Consider the following 13,039-nt stretch of genomic DNA (forward strand, 5'->3'; position numbering starts at 1 on the left):
GACGGGCGCGCCGAAGCGGCGGAAAGAGGGGCATGACTCGCGGGAACTGGAGGCGATGATGGGCTGGAAGACGCTGGATGACGTGGCACTGGCGGGCAAGACCGTGCTTGTGCGCGTGGACATCAACGTGCCGATGGAGGGCGGGCGGGTGACCGACGCCACGCGGATCGAGAAGATCGTCCCCACGGTCGAGGACATCGTCGCACGCGGCGGCAAGGTGGTGCTGCTGGCGCATTTCGACCGGCCCAAGGGCAAGGTCGTGCCCGAGATGAGCCTGCGCCATGTCGTGGGTGCGCTGGAGGCGGCGACGGGGCGGAAGGTCATATTTGGCGAGGATTGCGTGGGCGATGCCGCGCGGGCGGCGATTGCGGCGGCGGGTGCCGGGGATGTGGTCCTGCTGGAAAACACCCGTTTCCACGCGGGCGAAGAGAAGAACGACCCCGCGCTGGCGCAGGGGATGGCCGCGCTGGGGGATGTCTATGTCAACGACGCCTTCTCGGCCGCGCATCGCGCCCATGCCTCGACCGCCGGAATCGCGGGGCTGCTGCCCACCGCCGCGGGTCGGCTGATGGAGGCGGAGCTGCGCGCGCTGGAGGCGGCGCTGGGATCGCCCGCGCGGCCCGTGGTGGCCGTGGTGGGCGGGGCGAAGGTTTCGACCAAGCTCGACCTTCTGGGCAATCTGGTGACCAAGGTCGACCATCTGGTGATCGGGGGGGGCATGGCCAATACCTTCCTCGTCGCACAGGGGATCGAGGTCGGCAAATCGCTGGCCGAACGCGACATGGCCGATACGGCGCGCGAGATTCTGGGCAAGGCGAAGGTGGCGGGCTGCACGATCCATCTGCCGGTCGACGTGGTCGTCGCGCGCGAGTTCAAGGCGGGTGCCGCGAACGAGACGGTGGCGGTGACGGCCTGCCCTGCGGATGCGATGATCCTCGACGCCGGTCCGCAGACGGTGGCGGGGCTGGTAAAGGTGTTCGAGGGTGCCAAGACGCTGATCTGGAACGGGCCGTTGGGTGCCTTCGAGATCGAACCCTTCAACGCCGCGACCAATGCGGCGGCGCAGGCCGTGGCGCGGCTGACCAAGGCGGGTGGCCTGATCTCGGTCGCGGGCGGGGGCGATACGGTGGCGGCGCTGAACGCGGCGGGGGCAGCGGCGGACTTCACCTTCATCTCGACCGCCGGAGGGGCCTTCCTCGAATGGATGGAGGGCAAGGACCTGCCCGGCGTTGCGGCGCTGATGGGCTGACGGGAACGAAGCCCGCGCGGTGCGGTTTCCCCTGTCGCCAGACGGAAGGGGATGGGGATGCAGGACGACTCACTGCCGCCGCGTGCGGATCGGGCCATGATGGCGCGGGTCCTGTCCGCGCTGTCTGACCCGGAACTCGGGCTGGGGGACCTTCAGGTCGAGTATATCGAGGATACCATCGTCCTGCGCGGCCGCGCCCCGTCCGAGACGGCGCGAGAGGCCGCGGGGACCATCGCTCTCACCGTGGGCGGGGTGGCGGGCGTGTCCAACCGGATAAGCGTCGGATGAGGTTTCGCCATGGCCCGCGCGACCGGCGGAAAAAAGTGACGAAAGGCGGGGATGGTTGCGCTAACCTGTTTGCGAAGGCGATCCCGCTTGCCTAAACGGGCGCAAGGCCCGCGATTTGACCGAAAAGGGATGTGAGAGAATGCGCGCGACGAAGACCGTCCAGAAGATCCTGAGCAACTACGAGGGCGAGGCGCCCGGCGTGAAGGCGAACCTCTGCCGGATGCTGATGGAGGGCAAGCTGGGCGGGACGGGCAAGATGATCATCCTGCCGGTCGACCAGGGCTTCGAACATGGCCCCGCGCGGTCCTTCGCGGTGAATGCCGCAGGTTACGACCCGCATTACCACTATCAGCTGGCGATCGACGCGGGGCTGTCGGCCTATGCCGCGCCGCTGGCCAACCTCGAGGCGGGGGCGGACACCTTTGCGGGCCAGATCCCCACCATCCTGAAGATGAACCATGCCAACAGCCTGATGTCGGGCACGGCGGGCAAGAATCAGGCGGTCGTTGCCTCGGTCCAGGATGCGCTGCGGCTGGGCTGCTCGGCCATCGGGTTCACGATCTATCCGGGGTCGGACATGGCGCTGGACATGTACGAGGAGATCAAGGAACTGCGTGCCGAGGCGGCGGCCTGCGGGATTGCCACCGTGATCTGGTCCTATCCGCGCGGCGAGGCGCTGTCGAAAGAGGGCGAGACGGCCTTTGACGTGACCGCCTATGCCGCCCATATCGCGACCATGCTGGGCGCGCATATCATCAAGGTGAAGTTGCCGTCGGACTATCTGGAACAGGACGAGGCGAAGAAGGTCTACCTCAAACAGCAGATCGACGGGTCGACCATGGCCGCCCGCGTGCGCCACATCGTCGATGCCTGCTTTGCGGGGCGCCGTCTGGTGGTCTTTTCGGGCGGCGCGGCCAAGGGCGAGGATGCGGTCTATGACGATGCGCGCGCCATCCGTGACGGTGGCGGCAACGGATCGATCATCGGGCGGAACAGTTTCCAGCGGCCGCGGGCGGATGCGCTGGCCATGCTGAACAAGCTGGTCGACATCTACAAGGGTCGCGGCTGAGGCCGGTAAGCTCTCCGCGCTTGGCGCGCGGGCAATCCGGAGGCATTGTGAAGGGGCGTTCCGCGACGGGCGGGGCGCCTTCTTTGATTGCGGAGAGATCATGTTCAGACCGGTTCTGTTTGCTGCCGCCTTGTCCTGCCTTGCGCCCGCAGCCCATGCCTTCGAGATCGCCTTCACCTGGGACGGGTTGAAGCTGTGCAACACCGGCAATGCCAAAACGGTGAAAAGCCCCGCCTTCACCATCAAGGACGCCCCCGAAGGAACCGCCTTCATCAAGTTCCGGCTGGTGGACCGCGACGTGCCTTCGTTCAACCATGGCGGCGGCGTGGTGGCCTATGACGGCAGCGGAACGGTGCCCGCGGGCGCCTTCAGCTATAAATCCCCCTGCCCGCCCGGCGAGGTGCATACCTACGAGTGGACCGCCACCGCGCAGAGCAAGAAGAACGGCGGCAAACTTGGTGTGGCCAAGGCGAGCCGGACCTATCCCGAATAGCGGCACGGGCGCGGCGGGCTGTTGCGCGAAAGTCCCAATCGGCGGATGCGCTGCCAGAGGCGGGGCCGTGACGCTTGGCCCGCGCGCGGGAATGTGGTCAAGTCATCTTAACGGACCCCCGTCAAGAGGGGCCGATAGAGGCAAGAGCAGATGAACCAATCCTCGGCGCGCCCGTCCCTTGGGGCCATGGTCTATTTCCTGTTGGCCTTCACGCTGGGCAGTTACTTCACCTTTGCCGCCGTGCAGGGCGACTATGGGGTCTTCAGGCAAGTCGAGATCGCCGCCGAGGCGGAGGAATTGCAGGCCGAGCGCGACGCCCTCGCCGCCGAACTGGCCCAGATGCAGAACCGCACGAAGCGGCTGTCGGACGAGTTTCTGGATATCGACCTGCTGGATGAACAGGCACGGGAAGTGCTGGGTTATGTCCGCGCGGACGAGGTCGTCATCCACTGACAGCCCCGCACGGGGCCGTCCCCTGCCCTAGCCCAGAGAATAGCCGGCACCGCGTACCGTGCGGATCGGGTCGTCCCCGCCCTTTTCGGTAAGCGCCTTTCGCAGGCGACCCACATGCACATCCACGGTGCGGGTTTCGACATAGATGTCGCGCCCCCAGACACGGTCGAGCAAGGCCTCGCGCGTGAAGACGCGACCGGGTTTTTCAAGGAAGGTCGTGAGGAGGCGGAATTCGGTGGGGCCCAGCTTCACCTCGACCGCGCCCCGATGGACGCGGTGCGTTTCCGGATCAAGCCGGATGTCGCCATGTTCCAGCACCAATCCCACCGTCACGGGCCGCACGCGGCGCAGTTGCACGCGCAGGCGGGCCATGAGTTCGACCATGGAATAGGGTTTGACGACATAGTCATCCGCCCCCGTCTCCAGCCCGCGCACACGATCCACCTCTTCGCTGCGGGCGGAAATCATGACGACGGGAATCGACCGCGTCTCGGGGCGCAGCTTGATCCGGCGGCAGAGTTCGATCCCCGAAAGCTCTGGCATCATCCAGTCGAGAAGGATCAGGTCGGGCGGGGATTCCCGCAAGAGCAGTTCGGCCTCGGCCCCTGTGGCGGCGGTCTGGACGACGAAACCCTCGGCGGCAAGGTTGTAGGCCAGAACCTCGCGTTGGGCCGGTTCGTCCTCGACAAGCAGGACGCTGGGCTGGGTCATGCGCCCTGCCCGCCTGCGGTGGTACTGTCGATCTTGGGACGCGCCTCGCCGGGCAACTGTCCGGTGACGAGGTAGATCACCTGTTCCGCGATGCCGGTGGCATGATCGCCCACACGTTCGATGTTCTTGGCAATGAAATGCAGGTGCATCGCGGGGGTGATGTTGCGCGGATCTTCCATCATGTGGGTCAGGAGTTCACGGAAGAGCGCGTTGTACATCTGGTCGACGTCCTGATCGCGCTGGCGCACGTCTTCGGCCATGCGGGCATCGCGGGCGATATAGGCGTCGAGTGCGTCCTTCAGCAGCAGTGTCACCTGTTTTGCCATGCGCCGGATCGATCCGGTGGACCCCGGAAGCGCGGCCATCTGCGACAGCACCATCGACCGTTTGGCAAGGTTCTTGGCATAGTCGCCGCAGCGTTCGAGGTTGGCCGCAATCTTCATCACGGTCAGGATCGTACGCAGGTCCGAGGCAGCGGGGGCGCGGATCGCGATGACGCGGGCGCATTCGGCGTTGATCTGTTCCTCCAGCGCGTCGATGGCCTTGTCACCGGCGCGGACGCGCTGGGCCATTTCCTCGTCTCGGGTTTCCAGCGCCTCGGCCGCGTCGAGGATGGCAGCCTCGACCAGACCGCCCATGCGCATGACAAGGGCCTGGATGGATTCGAGGTCGCGGTCGAAGGCCGAGAGGATGTGGGATTGGGTCATGATGTCCTCGGATCAGCCGATGCGGCCGGTGATGTAGGCTTCGGTGCGGGGGTCGGTGGGGTTGGTGAAGATGTGCCCCGTCTCGCCGTATTCGACCAGATGGCCAAGGTGGAAGAAGGCCGTGCGCTGCGACACACGCGCCGCCTGCTGCATGGAATGGGTGACGATCACCACCGAGAATTGCGCGCGGAGTTCGTCGATCAGTTCCTCGACCTGCGCGGTGGCGATGGGATCGAGGGCGGAACAGGGTTCGTCCATCAGAAGAACCTCGGGGCTGGTCGCCACGGCGCGCGCGATGCAGAGGCGCTGCTGCTGGCCGCCCGAAAGGCCGGTGCCGGGGGCGGCGAGACGGTCCTTCACCTCGTTCCAGAGCGCTGCCTTCTTGAGCGAGGTTTCCACGATCTCGTCCAGTTCAGCCTTGCCGCGGGCGAGGCCGTGGATCTTGGGGCCATAGGCCACGTTGTCGTAGATGGATTTCGGGAAGGGGTTGGGCTTCTGGAACACCATCCCGACCTTGGCGCGCAGTTGCACCGGGTCGACGCGGGGGTCGTAGATGTCCTGACCGTCCATCTCGATCCGGCCCGTGACGCGGGCGGAGGCGACGGTGTCGTTCATCCGGTTCAGGCAGCGCAGGAAGGTGGATTTGCCACAGCCCGAGGGGCCGATGAAGGCGGTCACCGTCTTGTCGAGGATGTCGACATCGACATCCTTCAGGGCGTGATTGGTGCCGTAATGGACCTGCACGCCGCGGGCGGTGATCTTGGCTGTCTCGGTCACGACTTTCTCCGTCAGACGCATGTCGTTCATGGGGGACTCCGTTACCAGCGCCGCTCGAAGCGGCGGCGCAGGATGATGGCGAGCGCGTTCATGGCGAGCAGGAACACGAGCAGCACGATGATGGCGCCCGAGGCGCGTTCCACGAAGGCAGGATCGGCGCGCTGGGTCCAGCTGTAGACCTGCACCGGCAGGGCCGAGGCAGGGTCGAAGAGGCCTTCGGGCGGGGCCGAGGGATAGTCGCGCACGAAGGCCACCATCCCGATGAGGAGGAGCGGCGCGGATTCGCCAAGCGCGCGCGCAAGGCCGAGGATGGTGCCCGTCAGGATCCCCGGCATGGCAAGCGGCAGGACGTGGTGGAAGATGGTCTGCATCTTGGACGCCCCCACGCCGAGCGCGGCATCGCGGATCGAGGGGGGCACGGCCTTCAGGCTGGCGCGGGTGGCGATGATGATGGTGGGCAGCGTCATCAGCGTCAGCACCAGCCCGCCCACGATGGGCGCCGATTGCGGCAGGCCCGCGATGTTGATGAACAGGGCCAGCGCAAGGATGCCGAAGACGATGGAGGGCACGGCGGCGAGGTTGGCGATGTTGATCTCGATCAGGTCGGTCCAGCGGTTCTTGGGCGCGAGTTCTTCCAGGTAGATCGAGGCCGCGACGCCGATGGGCAGCGACAGGACCAGCACCACGATCATCATGTAGGCCGACCCGAGGATGGCCACGCCCAGACCCGCCGCCTCGGGCCGCAGTTCGGAGGCATCGGGGCGGGTCAGGAAACCCCAGTTGAGCCGCGTCTCGATCAGGCCCGCCGCCGCCATGCGGTCGGCAAGGGCAAGCTGTTCGGGGTTGATGTTGGCGTCGCGTGCGGCGCTTTCCATCGTTACGCGGCCCTTGAAATAGCCGTCGATGCGCGAGGTGGCGAAGGCCGGGAAGGTGATGGTCTGGCCCACCAGCGACGGGTCGGACAGCACAGCCTCGCGCAGGTCGGCGGGCGCCTCCTTGGACATCATTCCCATGATTTCCTTGGGTTTCAGATCGCCCGTGTCGACACCCTTTTCGGCCAGCGCCGCGATCAGGGCGGTCTGCATCAGCTTGCCATAGCCCAGTGTCGTGACCTTCTTCATCTCGTCCGGATTGCGATTGCCGGACTTGTCCAGCACGGCCGCATCCAGCGTGATCGGGATCGTCACATAGGTCTGGCGGAAGGACGACAGCCCGTTCCCGAGTACCGAGACCAAGAGGACGACCAAAGCGACAAGGCCGATGGCCACCGCTGCCATCCCCATCAGACGGAAGCGGCGTTCCGACGCGTTGCGCGCGCGGGTGCGGGCATCGGGGACCAGCAGCGATTTGGCGGGGGCTTGGGTCATTCGTACTGCTCGCGGTATTTGCGGACGATGTAGAGGGCGAGGATGTTGAGCCCCAGCGTGAAGACAAAGAGCGTGAGGCCGAGCGCGAAGGCGACCAGCGTCTCGGGGCTGGCAAATTCGGTGTCGCCTGTCAGCTGGCTCACGATCTTGACGGTGACGGTGGTCATCGCCTCGAACGGGTTGAGGTCGAGCTTGGCCGCGGCCCCTGCCCCGAGCACCACGATCATGGTTTCACCGATGGCGCGGCTGGCGGCCATGAGGATCGCGCCGACGATGCCCGGAAGGGCGGCGGGAAAGACGACCTGACGGATGGTTTCGGATTGCGTGGCGCCAAGGCCGTAGGAGCCGTCGCGCAGGGATTGCGGCACGGCGTTGATGATGTCGTCCGACAGCGAGGAGACATAGGGGATCAGCATGATCCCCATGACCACCCCCGCCGTCATCACCGAGGAGGAGCTGTCGCCAAGGCCCAGCGGTTGCGCGAACCAGTCGCGCAGGAACGGCCCCACGGTCATGAGCGCGAAAAGGCCGTAAACGATCGACGGAATGCCGGCCAGAACCTCGATCGCGGGTTTCGCGACCGCGCGCACGGCAGGGCTGGCATATTCCGACAGGTAAATCGCGGCCATAAGACCGATCGGCACGGCGACGAGAAGCGCGATGAACGAGACATAGAGCGTGCCCCAGAGCAGCGGCCAAAGCCCGAGGTCAGAGCCCCCGCCGAATTTCGGCGCCCATGTGAGCGACAGGAAGAAGTCGCGCGCCGGGTAAAGCTGGAAGAAATGCCAGCTTTCGAAGACGAGGCTGAAGATGATGCCGATGGTAGTCAGGATGGCGACAGAGGAAGCTGCCACCAGCAGGACGCGCACAAAGCGTTCCACCACATTGCGGGCGCGGAATTCAGGCGCGATACGCCAGAGCGCGAGCAGGAAGCCTGCAACCGCCAAGGCCAGAACCGCGGCCGCCATGATCTGGCCCCCGAGCGCGGTTTGCGCGCGCCAGACCTGCGCGGCCTCGGCGATATGGGGCAGGATGGGCGCGGCCAGAGCCACGCCGGTCTGTGCCAGACGCTCTTTCAGGGCATCGGGCTGTCCGACAAGCGCTGCGATCTCGCCTTCGGACGCCGCGCCTGCGACGGCCAGCGCATCCATGCCTTCGGCGATGCGGCGCACGTCGGACATCACCAGAACCAGCGATGATCCGGCGGTGATGTCTTCGGGCAGGATCAGCGCCGAGATGGAGCGTTCCACGATGGCGGGCTGCACGACAAGCCAGACAAGGCACAGCAGCAGCGCCGGCACCGTCGCGAATAGGGCGACCGTCTGCCCGTAATAGCCGGGCAGCGAATGCAGGTCGCGCGCATCCCCCCTGACGGCCGCAAGGGCGCGCTGGCGACCGGCCAGAAAGCCGAGCGCGCCAAGCGCCAGAAGGAGGAGAAGGAGAAGGCCAAGGCTCATGGTCCGGTCCTGTCGCGGGTTGGGGTCATTGGCTGAGCGGTTCCATCGGCTGTTCCGCGGCGACCATCGCCTGCGTCTTGTGGAGCTCGGGATCGGGGACAAGCCCGTAATCAGCAAGCGGGCCATCCGGCCCCGCCACCTCGTCCGACAGGAAGAAGGCGACGTATTCGCGCAGGCCGGGGATGACGCCCATATGCGCGAGCTTGACGTAGAAATAGAGCGGGCGGGACACCGGATATTCGCCGCTGGCGATGGTGTCGACCGAGGGGGTGACGCCCGACATCGTGTAGACGCGCAGGCGGTCGGTGTTGGACTGGTAGAAGGACAGGCCGAAGACGCCGATCCCCGTGGGATTGGCCTGCACGCGGGCGAGCGTTTCGGTGTAATCCCCGTCGATTTCCACCGCCAGACCGTCGGTGCGCAGGTCCAGACAGGCCTTTTCGGCCTCTTTCTTCACGGCCTCCTCGTCGCCGATGGCGGCGGCGGCATAGAGGTCGTAGGCACCGGTTTCCTTGCAGCCGGCCAGCAGGACGTTGTGGTCGAACACCTCACGCGTGCCGTGCTTCGATCCGGGGATGAAGGCGATGATCTCTTGCGGCGGCAGGGCGGGGTCCACCTCGGCCCAGTCGCGCAGGCGGTTCTCGACCAGCGCGCCGTCCTGCACGATGCGGGCGGACATGGCGCGGAACCAGTGGGCGGGGGTAAAGGCATATTCGGGCGCGTCGCGCAGCGCCGCAAAGACGATGCCGTCATAGCCGAAGCGGACCTCCATCACACCCGTCACGCCATTGGCGTTGCACAGGTCAAGGTCGGATTGCTTGATCCGGCTAGAGGAATTGGCGATGTCTATGGTCGCCTCGCCCAGACCTTCGCAGAGCTTCTTGCGCCCTGCCCCCGATCCGCCGCCCTCGACCACGGGCGTGGGGTGGTCGAAATTCTCGCCGAAGAGTTCGGCCACGATGGTGGCATAGGGCAGGACCGTCGACGAGCCCGCAATCTGGAGATTGTCGCGCGCCGCAGCGGGGCCACAGGCCAGCGCGGCCATCAGGGCGGACAGGAGGGGGAAGCGGATCGTCATGGGGGCCTCGGGTCAGACAAGGTTGGACGGGCCGCCCTTGCGGCGCCCTTTTGCAACGGCTTTGTAACAGTCGCATGACAAAGGCGGGAGGCGGCACGTCGCCCCGCAGGATGGACAGGATCAGGACTCGGGAAAAATCACGCTGAAAACACTGCCTTTTCCGGGTTCGCTTTCGATACGGATCCGGCCACGGTGCCGCTGGACGATGTGTTTCACGATGGCCAGACCCAGACCCGTGCCCCCCTTTTCACGCGAACGATGGCCATCGACACGATAGAATCGCTCGGTCAGGCGGGGGATGTGCAGAGGATCGATTCCCTCTCCCCGGTCGATCACATCCAGCCGCAGGCCGGAGCCATGGGGCAGCGCCTCGCGCGCGAGGTGCAGCGTGACATGCCCGCCGCCGCCGCCGTATTTGATCGCATTCTCCAGCAGGTTGACGATGACCTGCGTGATCTGGTCGGCATCGCCCGGCATCGGCAAGGGAGCGGGCAACCCCGTCACCTCGACCGCAACCCCTGACCCTTCGGCCAGCGGTCGCAATGTGGAGATGGCCCCTGCGACCAGCGCGGCCAGATCGACGCGCGCCGTGGGGCGGACCCGCTCTTGCGCTTCGACGCGGCTGAGGTGGAGCAGGTCACCGATCAGCCGGTTCATGCGTCCCGCCTCGCGCTCCATGATCGCCAGAAACCGCTCGCGTGCCGCCGGATCGTCGCGGGCTGCCCCGCGCAGGGTTTCGATGAAGCCCAGCACCGCGGTCAGCGGTGTGCGCAATTCATGGCTGACATTGGCCACGAAGTCGCGCCGCATCTGGCCCATCTGTTCGGCTTCGGTCACATCCTCAAAGGTCAGAAGGGCGTAGCCGCGTGCCGCAGGGGATACGGTGGCGCGATAGACCACGTCCTGCGACGGGCCGGGAATGGTATGGCGTGCGGTGCCGGTCGCTCCGTCGGCCAGAGCCGCCGAGATGGCCGATTGCAGGGCGGGCTGGCGCAGGGTCAGCAGATGGTGGCGCCCCTCGATCCCGGCACCGAACAGGGCCAGTGCGGCGGGATTTGCGGCCAGAATGCGCCCGTCCGGACCGATCGCGATGACCGGCAGGGGGATCGCAGCCACGATTGTCCGCACCAATTCCGCTTCCATGCCACTCTCCTGCCGTCTTCTGCCCGTCCTATCACGGCTTGGTATCGCCCGGACAGGTCGGAGGAAGGTCGGGATGCAAGGAACCGGACAGGAGCAGGCACCGCGCCGGGGCATCACCCCGAGACGGCGCATCCCACTGGCCGAGGCGGGCCCGTCGGGCATGGCCATCGTGCTGGGCGGGATCGTGCCGGACGGGGTGGATGGGATCGTGATCGACGGGCCCGAGGCGCTGGATCAGGTGCTGCTGGCAACGCTGGGCGCAGACCGAGTGGTCTGCCCGCTTTTTGCCGCGACGTTCGATGCCCTCGCCGTGGCGGCGCGGCTGGCGGGTTTGGGCTTTGGCGGACGGCTCTATGTCGTGGCGCCTGACCTGCCCAATCCGCGGATGGTCGAACGCGAGATCCGCGCGCAGGGCGGCGGGATCGAAGTCCGGCTGATCCCCGCCCGTCCTACCCCGTGACTCAGGCCTGCGGGGTGTCGCGCCGGTAGATCCAGTCGTGATCGGGGTCGTTCTGGAAGCGCCAGTTGCGCCGCGGTCCGGCCATGACGTTCAGATAGTACATGTCATAGCCATAGGGTGCGCCACAGGGGTGGTGCCCCTTCGGCACAAGCGTGACGTCATGGTCTTTGACCGCCATGGTCTGGTCCAGCGACCCGTCCTCGATATAGACCCGCTGGATGCCGAAGCCCTGCGCGGGGTTGAGGCGCATGTAATAGGTCTCTTCCAGATAGGTCATGCGGGGGAAGTCGTCCTCGTCATGGCGGTGGCTTGGATAGCTGGACCAGTTGCCCTGCGGGGTGAAGACCTCGGTCACCAGCAGACTGTCGGCGACGTCGCGCGCCTCCATGGCGATGTTGTTGATGTAGCGTGTATTCGCCCCCGTGCCGCGCGGGGTGAGTTCGATCCCCTCGGGGCCAAGGCGTCGCACCGGGTGGTTGCCCTTGCCCGGCGCGGTGCAGACGGCCAGCGTGCAGTCGGTCGTCGCCACGGCCTGCCAGTCGCTGCCGTTGGGAACATAGAGGCAATGCGGCGGGGTGCGTTCGAAGACGCTCATCCGGTCGCCAATCTCGCCTATGTCCTGCCCGCCTGCGGTGAGACGCGCCTTGCCCTCGACAAGGACAAGGATCGCCTCGCGGTCCCCCGTCGCTTCGGCCGCCGACTGGCCCGGCGTCAGGCGATAGAGGCCGAAGCCGACATAGCCCCAGCCCGCGCTTTCGGGGGTGATGTCATGGACCTTGCCGTTGGTGCCGACAGGTTTTCTCAGAAGATCGGCCATGCCTCTTCCCCGTTGTGCAAATATCCTCGGGGGGTGCGGGGGGCAGACGGCCCCCCGCACCGCCGTTTTGTCAAATGAGACCGGCTTCGCGCGACAGCCGCTTCAACGTCGCCAGACCCAGCGTCTGGTAAAGCAGCGGGTTGCGGATCTCGGGGTTCTGTTCGGCCTCGATCACGATCCAGCCGTCATAGCCTGCGCCGGCAAGGATCTTCAGCAGCGGGCCGAAATCGACTCCGCCTTCCTGATCGCCCGGCACGGTGAAGGCGCCTTCGACCACGCCCTTGAGGAAAGACCAGCCTTCCTTGCGGACCTTCTCCACCACGGCGGGGCGGATGTTCTTGGCGTGGAAATGGCGGACGCGGGCGATGTGTTTCGTCAGCACCGCCACCGGATCGCCGCCGCCAAAGGCACAATGGCCCGCGTCGAAGAGAAGGTGGGTATGCGGCCCTGTTGCGACCATGAAGGCGTCGATGTCGGCGGGGCTTTCGACGATGGTTCCCATGTGGTGGTGATAGACCAGCGTGATGCCCTGCCCCGCAAGATAGGCGGCGAAGGCTTCGAGCTTTGCGCCGAAGGCGACCATTTCGGCGGCGGTCAGCGTCGGGCGGTCGTTCACCGCGCGGGCGGCATCGCCATGGATGGCGTTCGACGTCTCGCAGACGATCATCACGCGGCAGCCGTTGTGTTTCAGCTTGGCAAGGTGGTGCTGGCATGCGGCGATCTCGTCCTCGACCGAGCGGATCAGGAGTTCGGTCGAATACCAGCCCGAGATGAACTTCAGCCCGTAAGAGCCGAGAAGCGCGCGCAATTCCTCGGGGTCGTCAGGCCAGCGGTGGCCGTTCTCGATCCCGTCGAAGCCGATCTGGCGACCGGCCTCGTCCAGGATGCGGGTGGTGGCGATGTTCGCGCCGATGCTGCGGTCGTCGTCATTGGCCCAGGCGATGGGGTTGGTTCCGAAAAGGATCATGTT

Annotated in this window: 15 protein-coding genes; 6 read left to right on the forward strand and 9 right to left on the reverse strand. The window is 66.2% G+C overall.

The features are described 5' to 3' along the window. Window positions 1-58 precede the first annotated feature (58 nt). From GU927_RS11360 to GU927_RS11380, 5 genes are all read left to right on the forward strand, one after another. Complete coding sequence (locus GU927_RS11360; protein ID WP_161762682.1) at window positions 59-1,249, forward strand: phosphoglycerate kinase; 1,191 nt, start codon at window positions 59-61, stop codon at window positions 1,247-1,249. A 57-nt stretch (window positions 1,250-1,306) separates the two neighbouring features. Continuing rightward, on the forward strand, window positions 1,307-1,537 hold the full coding sequence (locus GU927_RS11365; RefSeq protein WP_161762562.1) for a BON domain-containing protein: 231 nt from the start codon (window positions 1,307-1,309) through the stop codon (window positions 1,535-1,537). A 139-nt stretch (window positions 1,538-1,676) separates the two neighbouring features. Beyond that, entirely contained in the window at window positions 1,677-2,606 is a 930-nt protein-coding gene (locus GU927_RS11370; protein ID WP_161762563.1) for a class I fructose-bisphosphate aldolase, read from the forward strand. Window positions 2,607-2,706: 100 nt separating this feature from the next. Beyond that, window positions 2,707-3,099 (forward strand): phospholipid-binding protein, encoded by a 393-nt coding sequence (locus tag GU927_RS11375; protein ID WP_161762564.1) that lies wholly within the window; start codon window positions 2,707-2,709, stop codon window positions 3,097-3,099. 150 nt (window positions 3,100-3,249) lie between these two features. Next, window positions 3,250-3,552, forward strand: coding sequence for an FtsB family cell division protein (locus tag GU927_RS11380; RefSeq protein WP_161762565.1), 303 nt, complete (start codon window positions 3,250-3,252; stop codon window positions 3,550-3,552). A 27-nt stretch (window positions 3,553-3,579) separates the two neighbouring features. On the opposite strand, the gene phoB is transcribed toward GU927_RS11380, so the two are convergent. From phoB to GU927_RS11415, 7 genes are all read right to left on the reverse strand, one after another. After that, a complete protein-coding gene (gene phoB / locus GU927_RS11385; protein ID WP_161762566.1) occupies window positions 3,580-4,263 on the reverse strand; it encodes a phosphate regulon transcriptional regulator PhoB in 684 nt (227 codons plus the stop codon). After that, on the reverse strand, window positions 4,260-4,970 hold the full coding sequence (phoU, locus tag GU927_RS11390) for a phosphate signaling complex protein PhoU (protein WP_217765601.1): 711 nt from the start codon (window positions 4,968-4,970) through the stop codon (window positions 4,260-4,262). Before phoU ends, phoB begins: the two co-directional genes overlap by 4 nt. Window positions 4,971-4,982: 12 nt before the next feature. Beyond that, window positions 4,983-5,777 (reverse strand): phosphate ABC transporter ATP-binding protein PstB, encoded by a 795-nt coding sequence (gene pstB / locus GU927_RS11395; protein WP_161762567.1) that lies wholly within the window; start codon window positions 5,775-5,777, stop codon window positions 4,983-4,985. Between the two features lie 11 nt (window positions 5,778-5,788). Then, window positions 5,789-7,114: a phosphate ABC transporter permease PstA gene (gene pstA / locus GU927_RS11400; RefSeq protein WP_161762568.1), complete on the reverse strand. Its 1,326-nt coding sequence runs from the start codon at window positions 7,112-7,114 to the stop codon at window positions 5,789-5,791. Then, complete coding sequence (pstC, locus tag GU927_RS11405; RefSeq protein ID WP_161762569.1) at window positions 7,111-8,571, reverse strand: phosphate ABC transporter permease subunit PstC; 1,461 nt, start codon at window positions 8,569-8,571, stop codon at window positions 7,111-7,113. The genes pstA and pstC overlap by 4 nt, the downstream gene beginning before the upstream one ends. A 25-nt stretch (window positions 8,572-8,596) precedes the next feature. After that, the gene (locus GU927_RS11410; protein WP_161762570.1) at window positions 8,597-9,649 is read right to left on the reverse strand and encodes a PstS family phosphate ABC transporter substrate-binding protein; all 1,053 of its coding nucleotides are present in this window, start codon (window positions 9,647-9,649) and stop codon (window positions 8,597-8,599) included. Between the two features lie 120 nt (window positions 9,650-9,769). Beyond that, window positions 9,770-10,792, reverse strand: coding sequence for a sensor histidine kinase (locus GU927_RS11415; RefSeq protein ID WP_161762571.1), 1,023 nt, complete (start codon window positions 10,790-10,792; stop codon window positions 9,770-9,772). A gap of 73 nt (window positions 10,793-10,865) precedes the next feature. Here GU927_RS11415 and GU927_RS11420 point away from each other — a divergent pair, with 73 nt between their 5' ends. Then, the gene (locus GU927_RS11420; protein WP_161762572.1) at window positions 10,866-11,252 is read left to right on the forward strand and encodes a hypothetical protein; all 387 of its coding nucleotides are present in this window, start codon (window positions 10,866-10,868) and stop codon (window positions 11,250-11,252) included. 1 nt (window position 11,253) lies between these two features. Here GU927_RS11420 and iolB read toward each other — a convergent pair whose 3' ends face one another. Next, window positions 11,254-12,069, reverse strand: a complete 816-nt coding sequence (gene iolB, locus GU927_RS11425) for a 5-deoxy-glucuronate isomerase (protein ID WP_161762573.1) — start codon at window positions 12,067-12,069, stop codon at window positions 11,254-11,256. A 70-nt stretch (window positions 12,070-12,139) separates the two neighbouring features. Next, complete coding sequence (gene iolE / locus GU927_RS11430) at window positions 12,140-13,036, reverse strand: myo-inosose-2 dehydratase (RefSeq protein ID WP_161762574.1); 897 nt, start codon at window positions 13,034-13,036, stop codon at window positions 12,140-12,142. Window positions 13,037-13,039 lie beyond the last annotated feature (3 nt).

The sequence above is a fragment of the Paragemmobacter amnigenus genome, assembly GCF_009908265.2.
GTDB lineage: Bacteria > Pseudomonadota > Alphaproteobacteria > Rhodobacterales > Rhodobacteraceae > Paragemmobacter > Paragemmobacter amnigenus.

What these genes read in the sequence shown, in the direction of transcription:
- pstC (WP_161762569.1), bottom strand. Translation starts at nt 8,571, where the DNA reads ATGAGCCTTGGCCTTCTCCTTCTCCTCCTTCTGGCGCTTGGCGCGCTC.
- GU927_RS11360 (WP_161762682.1), top strand. Translation starts at nt 59, where the DNA reads ATGGGCTGGAAGACGCTGGATGACGTGGCACTGGCGGGCAAGACCGTG.
- GU927_RS11410 (WP_161762570.1), bottom strand. Translation starts at nt 9,649, where the DNA reads ATGACGATCCGCTTCCCCCTCCTGTCCGCCCTGATGGCCGCGCTGGCC.
- phoU (WP_217765601.1), bottom strand. Translation starts at nt 4,970, where the DNA reads ATGACCCAATCCCACATCCTCTCGGCCTTCGACCGCGACCTCGAATCC.
- iolB (WP_161762573.1), bottom strand. Translation starts at nt 12,069, where the DNA reads ATGGCCGATCTTCTGAGAAAACCTGTCGGCACCAACGGCAAGGTCCAT.
- GU927_RS11420 (WP_161762572.1), top strand. Translation starts at nt 10,866, where the DNA reads ATGCAAGGAACCGGACAGGAGCAGGCACCGCGCCGGGGCATCACCCCG.
- GU927_RS11370 (WP_161762563.1), top strand. Translation starts at nt 1,677, where the DNA reads ATGCGCGCGACGAAGACCGTCCAGAAGATCCTGAGCAACTACGAGGGC.
- iolE (WP_161762574.1), bottom strand. Translation starts at nt 13,036, where the DNA reads ATGATCCTTTTCGGAACCAACCCCATCGCCTGGGCCAATGACGACGAC.
- GU927_RS11380 (WP_161762565.1), top strand. Translation starts at nt 3,250, where the DNA reads ATGAACCAATCCTCGGCGCGCCCGTCCCTTGGGGCCATGGTCTATTTC.
- phoB (WP_161762566.1), bottom strand. Translation starts at nt 4,263, where the DNA reads ATGACCCAGCCCAGCGTCCTGCTTGTCGAGGACGAACCGGCCCAACGC.
- pstA (WP_161762568.1), bottom strand. Translation starts at nt 7,114, where the DNA reads ATGACCCAAGCCCCCGCCAAATCGCTGCTGGTCCCCGATGCCCGCACC.
- GU927_RS11415 (WP_161762571.1), bottom strand. Translation starts at nt 10,792, where the DNA reads ATGGAAGCGGAATTGGTGCGGACAATCGTGGCTGCGATCCCCCTGCCG.
- pstB (WP_161762567.1), bottom strand. Translation starts at nt 5,777, where the DNA reads ATGAACGACATGCGTCTGACGGAGAAAGTCGTGACCGAGACAGCCAAG.
- GU927_RS11365 (WP_161762562.1), top strand. Translation starts at nt 1,307, where the DNA reads ATGCAGGACGACTCACTGCCGCCGCGTGCGGATCGGGCCATGATGGCG.
- GU927_RS11375 (WP_161762564.1), top strand. Translation starts at nt 2,707, where the DNA reads ATGTTCAGACCGGTTCTGTTTGCTGCCGCCTTGTCCTGCCTTGCGCCC.